The organism is Pseudomonas sp. dw_612 (genome assembly GCF_018449725.1).
Lineage (GTDB): Bacteria > Pseudomonadota > Gammaproteobacteria > Pseudomonadales > Pseudomonadaceae > Aquipseudomonas.
Genome location: NZ_JAAVVC010000021.1, coordinates 32,809 through 48,188, shown reverse-complemented (window position 1 = coordinate 48,188; position 15,380 = coordinate 32,809). Strand labels below are relative to the sequence as shown.

The following is a 15,380-nucleotide window of genomic DNA, read 5'->3' as shown; positions in this document are numbered from 1 at the left end:
ATGAAAACCAATACGACGCCACGGACCGGAACCAACGACCCGGTGCTTCAGCGCGAGTTGCGCGAACACGCCACGCAGATCAACCAGATTTCCGAGGGGTATATCGCCGGCTTCTATACCGCCCGCACCACGGCGCCCACCAGCGGGACATGGTTGCAAGGCGACTCCATCAAGAATTCTGCACCTGCCGAGTTGGGCACTGCCGGTTCTAAATATTTCGTTGAAGGGTGGGTTTGCTCCGTGTCCGGAACGCCAGGGACATGGCTTCAAAAACGCTGCCTGACGGGTAACTGATGAACAAACTGATCGTGGTGCCAACGACGCATATCGACGTGGCCTGGAAGGAGGGTGCGCACAATCTCGCCCAAGCCTGCGCCACTTCGGGAGGCGAAATCACTGGCGACCAACTGAAGATGATGCTCAGCCGTGGCGAGCGGACGCTGGTGCGCCTGGATCGTGATGATTCGATCGCTGGCTGGGGCGTCGTCGGCGTGGAGCAGCTACCCAACTTTCGGGTGCTTTACACCTACGAGATGTACGCGCCGCACGGCCATTTCGAGGATTTTTTCGAAGAGCTTGGCCGGCTGGCGAAGTCTCTCGGCTGCTTGCGCCTACGATGCGCTGCCGCCCCTGCTCAAGCACGTCTCTACCGGCAGCGCTGTGGATTTGCCCCGGTCTATCAAGTCTTGGAGGTTGAACTGTGAACATCGAAACCCTGCACGAGCAGCTCAGCGCCGAGTTTGGCGGACCAGCCATTGGGGCGTTGCCAAGGTTTGTTGGTGACTCGATCCGCCCCCACAAAGGTGGTGGCTCGACCAGCTCAACTACACAATCGATCCCAACCGAACTCAAGCCGCTGGCATCTGCCTACAGCGATAAGGCCATGGACTTGGCCAGCAGCCCTTATCAGGGATATAGCGGCCAGCAGGTCGCCGACCTGAACTGGGTTCAGCAGGCCGGTGCAAGCGCTGCCTACAACCGGGCTATGGGTGGTAGCCCGCTGATGAATCAGGGCAGCGATACCATGAAAAATGGGCTGGCCTCCGGGAATGCCGCCACGTCGCTGGGCAACCTGGGCACCAACCAATATGCCGGCTCAAACCCCTACCTACAGAAAAACATCGATTCCGCCATGGGCGATATCACCCGGAACTATAACGACGCAGTAGCGCCCGGCCTTACTACGCAAATGGTTGGCTCTGGATCGTTTGGCAATACCGGTGCGCAGGCCGCAACACAGAATTCGCTAAACGACCTCACCAAAAACCTGAGCAATACCGCCTCCAGCATGCGAATGCAGGACTACACGGCGCAACAGGGACTGGCAGAAAACCAGTTGAACCGGAATCTGACAGCCGCCCAGGACTATGCCGGGCGCAATGATCAAATGAAGTCGCAATATCTCAACCTGGCACCCACTTACGCCAACCAGGCCTACACCGATGCTGATCAACTCAACAAGGTCGGTCAGCAAGCCCAAGACAACGTTCAGCAAAACCTTGATGCTCAGTATCAGAGCTGGTCTGACCAACAAAACGACCCCTATAAGAAGCTTGCCGCGATGTCTGGCGTGTTTGGGTCTGGCCTGGGCAACACTGCGACGACCAAACAATCAGGTGGGGGTGGCAAATGAGCTTTCTCGGCGATGTTGGCAGCTTTGAAATGTTCAACCTGGGCGCCATGGGCAATCAGGTGAAGGACAACCCCGCTCGGCTGTTCTATGGGTCGGCTGACCCGTTTTCGACCAGCATGTGGAACAAGGTGTTGGGGACCGACGATAAGCCGCTGGTGGACCAGTGGGGCGGCGCGGCACCGCAGCGTTACGAAGAAGCCCAGGACGCTGGTATCAATACAGGTCCGGGCAAGACCATGCACACGATCGCCAAAACCATCGCCTCGATTTACGCGGGCGGTGCTGGCGCGGGTGCGGCCGGCGGCTTGTTGGGCGGATCAGCAGGCGGTGCTGGTGCGGCAGGGGCTGGAACTGCTGGCGCTGGTGCATCCGCTGCGGGGGCCGGAGCCTCAACTGCAAGCGCCGGGTACGGCATGGGCCAACCATTGGTGTCTGGCGGCATGGGTAATGCGGCCTACGCAGGAGGCAGTTCATCCCCTGGCTTGCTCAGCTCCATGGGCAGCAGCCTCTCGAACTTCAATGCTCAGGCCAAACCCTATATGGATGCTGCCAGCTACGGGCAAAAGGCCTACGGCCTGCTCTCGCCCGGTGGGCAGCAGCCAATGGCGCATGGACCGGCTCAACAGCAACCCAATAACGGCCCGCAGACGCTCGCCCAAATCGCCCAGGGCCAGCCTAACCCGCTGATCGCCCAGCGTCAGCAACAAGCGCAGCAGCGCCGCGCACAAAGGGGGTATTGAAATGCCTGACATGAATGGGTTGCTTGATTTCGCGCAAACCCCGATGGGTATGGGGCTGCTCTCTGCTGCATTCGGCGGGTTGGCTGGCGCCCGTCAAGGCTCGGGCCCACTGAACACGATCGGCACCGCCGGCCTGTCCGGGATTGCGGGGTACTCGGCTGCCAGTTCGAATGCGCTAAAAACGCAGGCGATGAAACTGAAGCAAAACCAGATGGAGCAATTGCCAAGCCTGTACGCCACAGACCCCGGGGGCAACACGACGTTCGACTTCAAACGCGGCGCCGCGCTGGGCCTTCCAGCCAAGGACATGATGACATTGTCCCAGTTGCCAAACGCGTCCAGGGCAAAGGTGGCTCGCACACTCGATGTGCCAAGCGCCAACGGTGGCAAACAGACCATGCAGTACGATGAGTATGGCCAGCCAGTCGGTCAGGCGATCGACTCCTACGTCGCCCCGCAGCTGGTGGACCTTGGCGGCTCAAAACAGTTCGCCGTGCCGACAGCCGGGCAGACATTCGGCGTCAGTATGACCCCGGGCGAACGGGCGGCTGACGCACGCGGGTGGGCAAACGTCGGCGCCAAGCAGCAACAAAACAGTCTTATGAATGACGCCAACAACATCAATAAAGAGGGGCAGCGGACTCAGGTTGTCCAAGTTGGCGATGGCACCTTCATGCTGATCGACAAGGGTACTGGCGAGGTGAAGCCGGCAACCACGCAGGATGGTGGGCAAATTAAGGGCGGCCCTCTTGCCGAAGCGACAGTAAAAAATCAGCAAAACATGTCGAAACTCGGCGACCTGATCAAGCAGTCGCGTGAAATCTTGCCAAACGCGACGGCCAGTGGGTTTGGGGCTAAAGTCGATGACGCCAATCGATTCGTAGGCCGGTCCACGACTGGTTCCCAGAACGCTGCAAAACTTGCAGCTATTGGCGGCAACATGATGTTCATGATGCCGCGCATGGAAGGTCCGCAGTCAGACAAGGACGTGGAAAACTACAAAACTATGGCGGGTAGGGTTGGCGACGCAACACTGCCTGTCGCTGAGCGTATGGCCGCGCTAGATGCTATTGAGGAAATTGCCAACCGATACTCTGGTGCGAAACCGGCCCAGCAGCCAGCACCCGCCGCCAAGGCCAGCGTGGTGCGCACCGGCAAGGACGCGAGCGGTCGCCAAGTGATTCAGTATTCTGACGGGAGGATCGAATATGGCAATTGATCCAAGCACCATCGTCTGGGATGACGCGCCCCAGCAGCAAGCTGGCGTTTCCGCATCCGAGCCCGACAGCGTCCTGCAAAAGAACACGCCTTTCATTGGGAAGCAGCAGTCGTCGTATCTGACCCAGCTTCCTCCGGATCAAGAGGCAAAGTTTCAGGCATGGGTCAAACAGAACAACGTGCCGTTCGATCCTTCGCCAAAGGCTGATTACGACATGCGAGGCTTCTATGCCGGCTTGCAAAAAGGCGACCCAAACGCACGCACCGGCATGAACGCGAACGATGGCCAGATGCACTTTGGGGACTACTACAAGACCCCATACCACAAATCGTTTTCCAGCGAGTCGCAGTTTGCCAACAAGAACGCCCCGCGCTGGAATGACAAGGACCAGCTCGTCACGCCTGACGGTCGTGTTGTCTTTGATGAGCGCGCTGAGGCCTCTGCGCCACAGGCTGCCCAAGCGGCAGGCATTGACCCGGCTGGCGTAATCTGGGATGACGCGGCTCCAGTCGAAGCCACTCAATCGCCAGTGCAGGCGCCTTCCTCACAGCAGGCCGGCCCATCTCCGCAAGCCGGTCGCTTCGGGAATCTGCTGAATCGACTGCCGCCAAATGCCGGGAAAGAACTGATGGCTGACGCAGGCAACCTACTGGCTGGTGGCGTGCGCGGCGCTGGGTCAATTGGCGCAACGCTCGTGGCGCCTTATGACATCGTGCAGGATGCCATCGCAGGGAAAGGCCTGTCGCTCGAATCGAACCGTCAGCGCCGGGCCGACATGGACTGGGCGTTGCAAGACATGGGCGCAAACCCTGAGTCAATGGCGTACAAGGGCGGCAAGCTCGGCGCCGAAATCGCCGGCACGGCCGGCATGGGTGGCGCTCTAGCCAACACAGCGAGACTCATCCCCGGCGCCGCGTCAGCCGCCCCACTGATCGCTTCAATTGGCGCTGGCGGGTTCAAGGCTGGCGGCTTGACCGGGCTTCCGGCGCTGGGGACGCGCATGCTTGGTGGTGCAATCACTGGTGGCGCTTCTGCTGGCTTGGTCAATCCCGAGGATGCTGGCTTGGGGGCCATGATCGGCGGCGCCATTCCCGGCACGGCATCTCTTGTCGGCAATGCTGCGCGCGGCTTGGGTAGCGCCATGCGCGGCGGTGAGGTCCGCCCTGAAGTATCACTGCTGGCGCAAAAAGCCAAAGACCTCGGGATCAATGTGCCGGGCGACAGGCTCGTGAACAGCAAGCCGCTCAACGCATTGGCGGCATCTCTCGAATACATGCCGCTCAGTGGCCGCGCCGCCACCATGTCGAATATGCAGAGCCAGTTGAACCGCGCCGTGAGCAAGACCTTCGGGCAGGATTCCGACAACGTGACCATGGCGTTGCGCAAGGCTCAGGGTGATCTTGGCGCGAAGTTCGACACCGTGCTGCAGAGCAATAAAGTCAAGGTTGACCCGACGTTCACCCAGGAACTGGCAGATCACGCACAGCGCGCATCGAGCGAGCTGGAGTCAGGCCAAGCCAATATCATCCTCAAGCAAATTGATGAAATCAAGGCGAAGGCGCCAAACGGCCAAATCGACGGCCAGGCCGCCTACAACATCAAGAAAACCCTCGACCGTATCGGCCAGCGCAATAGCCCTGAAGCCTGGTACGCGGGTGATCTGAAAAAGTCGCTGATGGGAGCGCTCAACCGTTCTCTGGCGCCAGATGAGGCGGCAGCGTTCGCCAAGGTTCGCCAGCAGTACGGAACCATGTTGGACTTGAAGAAAATGGCGCAGAACGGCGCGGACGGGGATATCTCAATCGGTCGCTTGGCGAACATGAAAAACATCGGCAATCCTGAATTGCAGGACCTGGCCGATATCAGCGCTCAGTTCCTAAAGTCTCGCGAAAGCCCGCACGGCGCCATGCAGCGCCTGATGCTTGGCGGTCTTGGTGCTGGTGGTGTCGGATCCGGATTTGTATCGCCACTGCTGCTCGGCGGCGCGATGGCGGCTGGACGCGGGGCAAACTCGGCGCTCAACAGCAACGCGATGCGCAACATGTTGCTGCGACCGCCGAGCCCGGGCGGAGGCCTGCTATCGGTAGGCGCCGAAAAGGCGAATAAAATCCTGCCGCTGCTGGTGCCTCAGATGGTCAACGACCAGTGATGCCAAGCCAAAACCCGTAGATCGCAGCACCAATAACGATGGCCACGCCTTTCCATATCATGAAGTCGATCATCGTGAAGTTCGAAAAATCCACAAGTACTCCCGGGGCGTTATGCCCTCACTCAAATAACCCCGCACCAGCGGGGTTTTTATTGGGATGAACAAACATGCCGCTTCCTTCTTCGATCGCTGATCTTTCGACTACCGCAGGCAGTAACAGCCCGGCCGGGTCGGAATCACCGTCGCTCATAGATGACTATCTGCGCACCTATGCATCATACATCGCATTACTGCGAGATCAGACTGCATCTGCGCCGCAAACTATCGCTTCCGCCGCGACGACCGACATCGGGGCGGCGGTATCGAACGTCATTTTCGTCAGTGGCACGTCGACCATCACCGCGCTAGGGACGGCGGCGGCCGGTGTGACGCGCACTGTGAGGTTCCTGGGCATTCTCGTGCTGACCCACAACGCCACGTCCTTGATTTTGCCAACCAGCGCCAACATCACCACTGCGGCGAACGACACGGCTGAGTTTCTGAGCCTCGGCGGCGGGAACTGGCTGTGCCTGCGATACAACCCCCTCACAGGGAAAATGGTCGCCAACCCACTGGGCACGGTTTCTCAGGTTGCCGGCATCCCCACGGGCGCCCTTATTGAGCGCGGCACCAATGCCAATGGTGAGTATGTCCGGTTTGCTGATGGGACGTTGATCTGTACTTACATCGCTGGCGGTAGCGGTGCTACAGCCGCCGCCGGGAACGGCTGGAATGGGACGCCTGCCACATGGACATTCCCATCACCTTTTGTTGCGGCAGAAATCCCGACCGTGTTGGGGATGCCGCTGAATGGGGCCGGATTTATCGGGCTGTCGGGCACTCCGGGGAATACATCAGCCGCGTGGCAGCGCGTGGCGCTGTTCAGTGATCCGACATTACGATCCAGCAGGCTTTTTGCTATGGGGAGGTGGTTCCTGTGATGGATATTTTACTGAGTCCGTATCGCGGCGACGAATCGTTTGTCGTCGAAAAGCTCGGCAACACGCTGACCATCAATGGCGAGTTGTTCGACTTCAGCCGCATGGTGGAAGGCGACACGCTCCCGCAGCAGGCAATCACCTCGCAGTGGTTCGCCGAGCCGTTGAATTTCGTCGGCGGCAAATTGGTGGTCACGCTGCGTTTCCCCAACCCCGTCAATTTCAGCCAAGAGCAGGCTTTCCCGGTCCCGATGCTGGATGTGCCTGATGGGCCGGTGGTGTTCCCCGGCCCACGGCCAGAGGTATCGCTTCCAGACGTTCAGCCTGAAACCGTGGAGGATGAGTCATGAGCAATATCGACTGGAGCCAGCTCATCACCAAGGCAATGAAAGACGCGGTGCTGGCTGCCAATGTGCTCGCCGCCGCCAAGGCCGTTCTTGCCGGGCTCAATGCCAAGGCTGCTACGCAGATCGCCAGGATTCAGGACCGCATTGACACGCTGGGCTATGGCATCGATGCGGGTGAGGCGACCGAGGAAGATGAAGCCGAGCAGGCGGCGCTGATGATCAGCATCGCATCGTGGAAGGCATACAAGTTCGCGCTCGGCAAAGTCACCAAACAGCCGACGTGGCCTATTGCGCCAGTCTGGCCACCCGCACCAGCCATTCCAGACATCGCGGCCGACCCTCAAGGCCTAGTGCTTGCCACCACGTAGGAGAGTTCTATGCCAATCACTGCGCAGCAGTTGCTGCAAATCCTCCCGAACGCCCGCAGCCAAGCGGGCGTTTTTGTTTCTGGAGTTTGAGAAATGCGCACATCGCAAAACGGCATCGCCGTGCTGAAGTATTTCGAAAACTGTTCGTTGAGTGCTTATCCCGATCCAGCCACCGGTGGCGCGCCGTGGACGATCGGGTGGGGGCATACCGGTCCAGAGGTCGTGCGCGGGCTCGTATGGGAGCAGGCCAAGGCCGATTCCCAACTGCTGGCGGACCTTGCTGAGCGAGAGATTGCCGTGTCGTGCGCAGTCACCGTCAGTCTCAACCAGGGGCAGTTCGATGCGCTGGTGGACTTCGTGTACAACCTCGGCGCGCGCAACTTCGAAGGGTCTACACTGCTTCGGCTGATCAACGCTGGCGACATGGATAAAGCCATCGACCAGTTCCCTCGCTGGAACCGCGCCGCCGGCAAGCCTATGCGCGGCCTGACTCGGCGTCGTGCCGCTGAAGCTGCGTTGTTCGCCGGGAAGACAGGCGCCCAGGCCATCGCCATTGGAGTGGCTTCGGCATGAGCGCGATACTGATCCGTTTCCTTCCGTATATCGCGGCGCTGCTGATCGGCGCCGCCAGTGCCTGGATGTGGCAGGCCAACAGCTACGAGGCGATCATCGCCACCAACGAGGCGAGCCACCAAGCCGACCTCACGCGGATTGCCAATGCTGGCGCTGCGCAGGCCCGCCAAGCGCTCGAAAAGCAACAAGCAGCCGAGCAGGCGCTTGCAACCCTTGACCAGAAAGCCCAAAAGGAAAAGTCCGATGCTCTTGCTCAAAATGAAAAGCTGCGCTCTGATGTCGCTTCTGGTGCTCGCCGGCTGCGCATCGCGGGAAGTTGTCGTGCCAGTGGCGGGGATTTGCCCGGAACCGCCAGCACCACCAGCCTGGGCAATGCAGGCACCGTCGAACTCTCTCCAGCTGCTGGATCAACTGTTCTCGCTACCCGGGCAGGAATCATCGCCGACCAAGCAGCCTTGAAGGCGCTTCAGGCGTACGTCACGAATGTGTGTCTTTTGGGGAATGGTGTTAGGTAGGCAGAACGCCTGAGAGTGGCCGAAATGGTCATGTGACGAGAATGTGTCGCACGCGGCGTCACATTGTGACATGATGCGGTCCTTCTGAACGGTTGTGACGGTTGCGGGCGTCGTAACCTATTGATGTTGCAACGTTTTACATTGATGCGTATGATTTAGGTTCCAGCGCCGCAAGGTGTAAGAGTTCGAGTCTCTTCATCCGCACCAAATAAAGCTTCACTCAGGCCGGTTGGCCTGATTGGGGCGTAGCAAGGAAGTGGTTTGGTTTCTTTGCAAGGCAATATGGTGGGCGTAGCTCAGTTGGTAGAGCACGGGATTGTGACTCCCGTTGTCGAGGGTTCGATCCCCTTCGTCCACCCCATATTTCGAGAGGCGCCAGATTTTACAGTCTGGCGCCTTTTTTGTTTTAGCGGTTCGAGTGTTCAGCGGCTGCATGTCCTGGGCCGCAGGGGCGGGGTGTTTCGTCGTATTTTTGTTTCTCGATGATGCCGCGCCCTCCGCCGGTCTTGCTCGCAAGATCGGCCGTCAGGGAGATGATTGGCAGCTTCTTCTATATATAGAAGAGTTGGTGCAGAGCCCTGGCTTGATTGGCTGTATTTGCGAACAGGGCGAGGCACAACCGTTTGTCCCTCGCCTATAAATTGCCTGCTGCTTTTTTACCCGTTTTCAGTAGGGTGACTTCTTGAGTTTGACCCACTAGAATGCATGCCCTTGATTCTGGGGTCGGAAACGGCCGGCTAACGTCTGTGCAACGAGGAATATCCATGCAAGTTTCTGTTGAAAATACTTCTGCTCTTGAGCGCCGCATGAGCATCACCGTGCCGGCTGAGCGCATCGAGACTCAGGTCAACAAGCGTCTGCAGCAGACCGCCCAAAAGGCCAAGATTGCTGGCTTCCGTCCAGGCAAAGTGCCAATGAGTGAAATCAAGCGCCGTTTCGGTGCTGATGCACGTCAGGAAGCTGTTGGTGACGTGATCCAGTCCTCCTTCTACGAAGCAGTCGTTGAGCAGAAGCTGAACCCGGCTGGCGCTCCTTCGATCGAACCCAAGTCGATTGAAGCTGGCAAAGATCTGGAATTCGTCGCGATTTTCGAAGTGTTCCCGGAGTTCACTGTAGCCGGTTTCGAAGGTATCGCTGTCGAGCGCCTGAGCGCTGACGTGGCTGACGCTGACCTGGACAAAATGCTCGACATCCTGCGTAAGCAGAACACCCGTTTCGAAGTGGCCGATCGCGCTGCCCAGAACGAAGACCAGCTGAACATCGATTTCGTTGGCAAGGTTGACGGTGAAGTGTTCGCTGGCGGTTCCGCCAAAGGTACTCAGCTGGTTCTGGGTTCCGGCCGCATGATCCCTGGCTTCGAAGACGGTCTGGTTGGCGCTAAAGCCGGTGAAGAGCGTGTTCTGAACCTGACCTTCCCAGAGGACTACCAGAACCTCGACCTGGCGGGCAAAACCGCTGAGTTCACCGTGACCGTGAACACTGTTTCCGAGCCAAAACTGCCAGAACTGACCGAAGAATTCTTCGCTCAATTCGGCATCAAGGAAACCGGTCTGGAAGGCTTCCGCACCGAAGTTCGCAAGAACATGGAGCGCGAGCTGCGTCAGGCGATCAAATCCAAGGTCAAGAATCAGGTAATGGACGGTCTGCTGGCCACCAACCCGATCGAAGTGCCTAAGGCGCTGCTGTCCAACGAAGTTGACCGTCTGCGCGTGCAGGCTGTTCAGCAGTTCGGCGGCAACATCAAGCCTGACCAACTGCCGGCCGAGCTGTTCGAAGAGCAAGCCAAGCGCCGCGTTGTATTGGGTCTGATCGTGGCTGAAGTGGTCAAGCAATTCGACCTCAAGCCTGACGAAGCCCGCGTTCGCGAAATGATTCAGGAAATGGCTTCGGCCTACCAGGAGCCTGAGCAGGTTGTGTCCTGGTACTACAAGAACGACCAGCAACTGAACGAAGTTCGTTCGGTTGTGCTGGAAGAACAAGTTGTGGATACTGTTCTGCAGAAAGCTAGCGTGACCGACAAGTCGGTCTCTTACGAAGAAGCAGTCAAGCCGGTAGAAGCTCCACAAGCCGACTGATCGTTTCTTGCGGTAAGAAGTAATCACCATAAGCCAGCCTTCGTGCTGGCTTATGCGTATTCAAGACATAACTATTTGGGAGTGACTGCAGAGCATGTTCCGTAATTCGTATATTCAGCAGAACTCTGATATCCAGGCCGCAGGCGGCCTGGTCCCGATGGTTGTCGAGCAGTCCGCTCGTGGCGAGCGCGCCTACGACATCTATTCGCGCCTTCTCAAGGAGCGAGTGATCTTTCTGGTTGGCCCGGTAGAGGACTACATGGCTAACCTGATTTGTGCGCAACTGCTGTTCCTTGAAGCGGAAAACCCGGACAAGGACATCCATCTCTATATCAACTCCCCGGGCGGTTCGGTGACAGCGGGCATGTCGATCTACGACACCATGCAGTTCATCAAACCCAACGTATCGACCACCTGTATTGGACAGGCGTGCAGCATGGGCGCGTTCCTGCTGACGGCCGGTGCCGCCGGCAAGCGTTTCTGCCTGCCGAACTCGCGTGTGATGATTCACCAGCCATTGGGCGGTTTCCAGGGCCAGGCGTCGGATATCGAAATCCATGCCAAGGAAATCCTCTTCATTCGTGAGCGTCTCAACACGCTGATGGCCAAGCATAGCGGGCACACCCTTGAAGAAATCGAGCGCGATACCAACCGCGATAACTTCATGAGTGCAGAAGCCGCGCGTGAATACGGGCTGATCGATGAAGTGATCAGTCAGCGCCCCGCTTAAAATAAGCAGCTCAAAATAGGGGTGGTCGGCTGCTCCGATCACCAGCGGGCTTGAAAAAGCCCGCAATAGCCTTCATCTTGTGTTGCAAGCCTATCGGATTTGGATCGAACGAATGACTGACACCCGCAACGGCGAGGACAACGGCAAGCTGCTCTATTGCTCCTTCTGTGGCAAAAGCCAGCATGAAGTGCGCAAATTGATTGCCGGCCCCTCGGTCTTTATTTGCGACGAGTGCGTCGACCTGTGCAATGACATCATCCGTGAGGAGGTGCAGGAAGCCCAGGCCGAGAGCAGCGCGCATAAATTGCCATCGCCTAAAGAAATCAGCGGCATCCTTGATCAGTACGTGATTGGTCAGGAGCGTGCGAAAAAGGTTCTGGCCGTAGCGGTGTACAACCACTACAAGCGTCTGAACCAGCGCGACAAAAAGAATGACGACGTCGAACTCGGCAAAAGCAACATCTTGCTGATCGGCCCGACAGGCTCGGGTAAAACCCTGCTTGCCGAAACACTGGCCCGCTTGCTGAACGTTCCGTTCACCATCGCCGACGCAACCACCCTCACCGAGGCGGGTTACGTAGGTGAAGATGTCGAGAACATCATTCAGAAGCTGCTGCAGAAGTGCGATTACGACGTAGAAAAAGCCCAGATGGGCATTGTCTACATCGATGAGATCGACAAGATCTCGCGCAAGTCTGACAACCCGTCGATCACCCGGGACGTTTCCGGTGAAGGCGTGCAGCAGGCCCTGCTCAAGTTGATCGAAGGCACGGTCGCTTCCGTTCCGCCGCAAGGTGGCCGCAAGCATCCGCAGCAGGAATTCCTTCAGGTCGACACCCGTAACATCCTGTTCATCTGCGGTGGTGCGTTCTCCGGTCTGGAAAAGGTTATTCAAAACCGTTCCACCAAGGGCGGCATTGGTTTCAACGCAGAAGTGCGCAGCAAGGAAGAAGGCAAGAAAGTCGGTGAATCCCTGCGTGAAGTCGAGCCTGACGATCTGGTCAAGTTCGGTCTGATCCCGGAATTCGTCGGTCGTCTGCCGGTCCTCGCGACGCTGGACGAGCTTGATGAAGCTGCTTTGATGCAGATCCTCACCGAGCCGAAAAATGCTCTGACCAAGCAATACGCCAAGTTGTTCGAGATGGAAGGCGTGGACCTGGAATTCCGGGCCGACGCACTGAAATCGGTCGCCAAACGTGCCCTGGAACGCAAAACCGGTGCCCGTGGCCTGCGCTCGATTCTCGAAGGTGTATTGCTCGACACTATGTATGAAATCCCCTCGCAGTCTGAGGTGAGTAAAGTAGTGATCGACGAAAGTGTTATCGAAGGCAAGTCCAAGCCACTGTATATCTACGAAAACAGTGAGCCGACCGCCAAGGCCGCGCCAGACGCTTAAGCGTCACGCTGCTGGAACAAAGAAGGGGCCTTCGGGCCCCTTTTCTTTTAAAGCGTTTTTAACACCCTCTTTGCGCTTGTTTTTTTTGAAAGCAGCCCCCATCTTGGTTTCAAGCTTACTTCCATCTGTTTACGGCCTTATGGCCGCCGTAGAGGCGAAATCATGAAGACAACCATCGAATTGCCTCTCTTGCCATTGCGTGATGTCGTGGTTTATCCGCACATGGTTATCCCGCTGTTCGTGGGGCGCGAGAAATCCATCGAAGCCCTCGAGGCTGCGATGACGGGCGACAAGCAGATCCTTCTGCTGGCTCAGAGAAACCCTGCTGACGACGACCCCGGTGAAGAAGCACTTTATCGCGTAGGTACCATTGCTACCGTTCTGCAATTGCTCAAGCTGCCTGACGGCACCGTCAAGGTTCTGGTCGAAGGCGAGCAGCGGGGCGCCGTGGAGCGCTTCAGCGAAGTGGACGGCCACCTTCGTGCCGAAGTCTCGCTGATTGACGAAGTTGACGCGCCTGAACGCGAGTCGGAAGTGTTTGTGCGCAGCCTGTTGGCTCAGTTCGAACAATATGTGCAGCTGGGCAAGAAAGTCCCGGCTGAAGTCCTGTCGTCGCTCAACAGCATCGACGAGCCAGGCCGCCTGGTCGACACCATGGCCGCGCACATGGCCCTGAAGATCGAGCAGAAGCAGGAAATCCTCGAAATCATCGATTTGTCGGCCCGGGTCGAGCACGTCCTGGCGTTGCTGGATGCCGAGATCGACCTGCTGCAAGTCGAAAAACGTATTCGCGGTCGCGTCAAAAAACAAATGGAGCGCAGTCAGCGCGAGTACTACCTGAATGAGCAGATGAAGGCCATTCAGAAAGAACTCGGGGACAGCGAAGAGGGCCACAACGAAATCGAAGAGCTGAAAAAGCGCATCGATGCCGCTGGCCTGCCGAAAGACGCCTTGGCCAAGGCCCAGGGTGAACTGAACAAGCTGAAACAAATGTCGCCAATGTCCGCAGAAGCGACAGTGGTGCGTTCGTACATCGACTGGCTGGTTCAGGTGCCGTGGAAGGCTCAGAGCAAGGTGCGTCTGGACCTGGCCCGTGCAGAAGACATTCTCGACGCTGACCACTACGGTCTGGACGAAGTCAAAGAACGCATCCTCGAATACCTCGCCGTGCAAAAGCGCGTGAAGAAGATTCGTGGTCCGGTGTTGTGCCTGGTCGGTCCTCCTGGGGTGGGTAAAACTTCCCTGGCGGAGTCGATTGCTCACGCCACCAACCGCAAATTCGTCCGTATGGCACTCGGTGGCGTGCGTGATGAAGCGGAAATCCGTGGTCATCGCCGTACTTACATCGGTTCGATGCCAGGAAGATTGATTCAAAAGATGACAAAGGTGGGCGTGCGCAACCCGCTGTTCCTGCTCGATGAAATCGACAAAATGGGCAGCGACATGCGTGGTGACCCGGCGTCGGCGTTGCTGGAAGTGCTCGATCCAGAGCAGAACCACAATTTCAACGATCACTATCTGGAAGTCGACTACGACCTGTCCGATGTGATGTTCCTTTGCACCTCCAACTCCATGAACATCCCGCCGGCGCTACTGGACCGGATGGAAGTGATTCGTCTGCCGGGCTACACCGAAGACGAGAAGATCAACATTGCCGTCAAATACCTCTCGCCGAAGCAGATTGCTGCCAATGGCTTGAAGAAAGGCGAGCTGGAATTCGACGCCGAAGCGATCCGCGACATCATCCGCTACTACACCCGTGAAGCCGGTGTACGGGGGCTTGAGCGCCAGATTGCCAAGGTTTGCCGCAAGACGGTCAAAGAGCACGCACTGGAAAAACGCTTTTCGGTGAAGGTCACCGCAGACATGCTGGAACACTTCCTCGGTGTGCGTAAATTCCGCTACGGCCTGGCTGAATCCCAGGATCAGATCGGTCAGGTGACCGGCCTGGCGTGGACTCAGGTGGGCGGCGAACTGCTGACCATCGAAGCGGCTGTCGTGCCGGGCAAAGGTCAGTTGATCAAGACCGGTTCCCTGGGTGATGTGATGGTCGAATCGATCACCGCAGCCCTGACCGTGGTCCGCAGCCGTGCGAAGAGCCTGGGGATCCCCCTGGACTTCCACGAGAAGCGCGACACGCACATCCACATGCCGGAAGGGGCGACCCCGAAAGACGGCCCTAGCGCTGGTGTAGGCATGTGCACGGCCCTGGTGTCAGCATTGACCGGGATTCCTGTACGCGCAGACGTCGCCATGACCGGCGAAATTACCTTGCGTGGCCAGGTGCTGGCGATCGGTGGTTTGAAGGAAAAACTGTTGGCGGCTCACCGTGGCGGGATCAAGACGGTGATCATTCCTGAAGAGAACGTACGCGATCTGAAGGAAATTCCTGACAATATTAAGCAGGATCTTCAGATTAAACCGGTTAAATGGATTGACGAGGTCCTGCAAATTGCGCTGCAATACGCGCCGGAGCCCTTGCCGGATGTGGCTCCGGAGATAGTTGCAAAGGATGAAAAACGCGAGTCTGACTCTAAGGAAAGAATTAGCACGCATTAGTACGCATTTGCCTGGGGGGCTTCCTTGACAGCTTTTTAGAGCCCTTGTTATAAAGCGGCTCTTAAGTGTCTGTTGGCCATTCAGCACTCGTTTTTGCTT

General features: G+C 57.9%; 15 protein-coding genes, 1 tRNA gene and 1 pseudogene. All 17 read left to right on the top strand.

The genetic code is table 11. The features are described 5' to 3' along the window. The 17 genes and pseudogenes from HB680_RS25560 to lon all read left to right on the top strand — a co-directional run bounded on the left by HB680_RS25560 (position 1) and on the right by lon (position 15,281). Positions 1-294 carry a hypothetical protein gene (locus tag HB680_RS25560; protein WP_213941188.1) on the top strand — a complete coding sequence of 98 codons (294 nt, stop codon included), beginning with the start codon at positions 1-3 and terminating at the stop codon, positions 292-294. Next, positions 294-704 carry a hypothetical protein gene (locus tag HB680_RS25555; protein WP_213941187.1) on the top strand — a complete coding sequence of 137 codons (411 nt, stop codon included), beginning with the start codon at positions 294-296 and terminating at the stop codon, positions 702-704. Before HB680_RS25560 ends, HB680_RS25555 begins: the two co-directional genes overlap by 1 nt. Next, a complete protein-coding gene (locus HB680_RS25550) occupies positions 701-1,633 on the top strand; it encodes a hypothetical protein (protein WP_213941186.1) in 933 nt (310 codons plus the stop codon). Before HB680_RS25555 ends, HB680_RS25550 begins: the two co-directional genes overlap by 4 nt. Continuing rightward, on the top strand, positions 1,630-2,373 hold the full coding sequence (locus tag HB680_RS25545; protein ID WP_213941185.1) for a hypothetical protein: 744 nt from the start codon (positions 1,630-1,632) through the stop codon (positions 2,371-2,373). Before HB680_RS25550 ends, HB680_RS25545 begins: the two co-directional genes overlap by 4 nt. 1 nt (position 2,374) lies before the next feature. Further along, on the top strand, positions 2,375-3,592 hold the full coding sequence (locus HB680_RS25540) for a hypothetical protein (RefSeq protein ID WP_213941184.1): 1,218 nt from the start codon (positions 2,375-2,377) through the stop codon (positions 3,590-3,592). Continuing rightward, on the top strand, positions 3,582-5,741 hold the full coding sequence (locus HB680_RS25535; protein WP_213941183.1) for a hypothetical protein: 2,160 nt from the start codon (positions 3,582-3,584) through the stop codon (positions 5,739-5,741). The genes HB680_RS25540 and HB680_RS25535 overlap by 11 nt, the downstream gene beginning before the upstream one ends. A 167-nt stretch (positions 5,742-5,908) precedes the next feature. Next, positions 5,909-6,721, top strand: a complete 813-nt coding sequence (locus tag HB680_RS25530; protein WP_213941182.1) for a hypothetical protein — start codon at positions 5,909-5,911, stop codon at positions 6,719-6,721. Then, on the top strand, positions 6,721-7,068 hold the full coding sequence (locus HB680_RS25525; protein ID WP_213941181.1) for a hypothetical protein: 348 nt from the start codon (positions 6,721-6,723) through the stop codon (positions 7,066-7,068). Before HB680_RS25530 ends, HB680_RS25525 begins: the two co-directional genes overlap by 1 nt. Next, entirely contained in the window at positions 7,065-7,433 is a 369-nt protein-coding gene (locus HB680_RS25520) for a phage tail protein (protein ID WP_213941180.1), read from the top strand. Before HB680_RS25525 ends, HB680_RS25520 begins: the two co-directional genes overlap by 4 nt. 9 nt (positions 7,434-7,442) lie before the next feature. Further along, a pseudogene (locus HB680_RS32925) lies at positions 7,443-7,514 on the top strand (glycoside hydrolase family 19 protein); the annotation flags it as partial. 12 nt (positions 7,515-7,526) lie between these two features. After that, positions 7,527-8,006, top strand: coding sequence for a lysozyme (locus HB680_RS25515; protein WP_213941179.1), 480 nt, complete (start codon positions 7,527-7,529; stop codon positions 8,004-8,006). Beyond that, positions 8,003-8,521 carry a lysis protein gene (locus tag HB680_RS32920; protein ID WP_256735621.1) on the top strand — a complete coding sequence of 173 codons (519 nt, stop codon included), beginning with the start codon at positions 8,003-8,005 and terminating at the stop codon, positions 8,519-8,521. The genes HB680_RS25515 and HB680_RS32920 overlap by 4 nt, the downstream gene beginning before the upstream one ends. A gap of 285 nt (positions 8,522-8,806) precedes the next feature. Then, a tRNA-His gene (locus tag HB680_RS25505) sits at positions 8,807-8,882 on the top strand. Positions 8,883-9,285: 403 nt separating this feature from the next. Then, the gene (tig, locus tag HB680_RS25500; protein WP_213941177.1) at positions 9,286-10,596 is read left to right on the top strand and encodes a trigger factor; all 1,311 of its coding nucleotides are present in this window, start codon (positions 9,286-9,288) and stop codon (positions 10,594-10,596) included. 94 nt (positions 10,597-10,690) lie between these two features. Continuing rightward, positions 10,691-11,326 (top strand): ATP-dependent Clp endopeptidase proteolytic subunit ClpP, encoded by a 636-nt coding sequence (gene clpP, locus HB680_RS25495; protein ID WP_008148423.1) that lies wholly within the window; start codon positions 10,691-10,693, stop codon positions 11,324-11,326. 112 nt (positions 11,327-11,438) lie between these two features. Then, positions 11,439-12,722 carry an ATP-dependent Clp protease ATP-binding subunit ClpX gene (clpX, locus tag HB680_RS25490; protein ID WP_007901798.1) on the top strand — a complete coding sequence of 428 codons (1,284 nt, stop codon included), beginning with the start codon at positions 11,439-11,441 and terminating at the stop codon, positions 12,720-12,722. 162 nt (positions 12,723-12,884) lie between these two features. Then, positions 12,885-15,281: an endopeptidase La gene (gene lon, locus HB680_RS25485; protein ID WP_054053842.1), complete on the top strand. Its 2,397-nt coding sequence runs from the start codon at positions 12,885-12,887 to the stop codon at positions 15,279-15,281. Positions 15,282-15,380: the final 99 nt, after the last annotated feature.

What these genes read in the sequence shown, in the direction of transcription:
- HB680_RS25560 (WP_213941188.1), top strand. Translation starts at nt 1, where the DNA reads ATGAAAACCAATACGACGCCACGGACCGGAACCAACGACCCGGTGCTT.
- HB680_RS25555 (WP_213941187.1), top strand. Translation starts at nt 294, where the DNA reads ATGAACAAACTGATCGTGGTGCCAACGACGCATATCGACGTGGCCTGG.
- HB680_RS25545 (WP_213941185.1), top strand. Translation starts at nt 1,630, where the DNA reads ATGAGCTTTCTCGGCGATGTTGGCAGCTTTGAAATGTTCAACCTGGGC.
- HB680_RS25540 (WP_213941184.1), top strand. Translation starts at nt 2,375, where the DNA reads ATGCCTGACATGAATGGGTTGCTTGATTTCGCGCAAACCCCGATGGGT.
- HB680_RS25535 (WP_213941183.1), top strand. Translation starts at nt 3,582, where the DNA reads ATGGCAATTGATCCAAGCACCATCGTCTGGGATGACGCGCCCCAGCAG.
- HB680_RS25530 (WP_213941182.1), top strand. Translation starts at nt 5,909, where the DNA reads ATGCCGCTTCCTTCTTCGATCGCTGATCTTTCGACTACCGCAGGCAGT.
- HB680_RS25525 (WP_213941181.1), top strand. Translation starts at nt 6,721, where the DNA reads ATGGATATTTTACTGAGTCCGTATCGCGGCGACGAATCGTTTGTCGTC.
- HB680_RS25520 (WP_213941180.1), top strand. Translation starts at nt 7,065, where the DNA reads ATGAGCAATATCGACTGGAGCCAGCTCATCACCAAGGCAATGAAAGAC.
- HB680_RS25515 (WP_213941179.1), top strand. Translation starts at nt 7,527, where the DNA reads ATGCGCACATCGCAAAACGGCATCGCCGTGCTGAAGTATTTCGAAAAC.
- HB680_RS32920 (WP_256735621.1), top strand. Translation starts at nt 8,003, where the DNA reads ATGAGCGCGATACTGATCCGTTTCCTTCCGTATATCGCGGCGCTGCTG.
- tig (WP_213941177.1), top strand. Translation starts at nt 9,286, where the DNA reads ATGCAAGTTTCTGTTGAAAATACTTCTGCTCTTGAGCGCCGCATGAGC.
- clpP (WP_008148423.1), top strand. Translation starts at nt 10,691, where the DNA reads ATGTTCCGTAATTCGTATATTCAGCAGAACTCTGATATCCAGGCCGCA.
- clpX (WP_007901798.1), top strand. Translation starts at nt 11,439, where the DNA reads ATGACTGACACCCGCAACGGCGAGGACAACGGCAAGCTGCTCTATTGC.
- lon (WP_054053842.1), top strand. Translation starts at nt 12,885, where the DNA reads ATGAAGACAACCATCGAATTGCCTCTCTTGCCATTGCGTGATGTCGTG.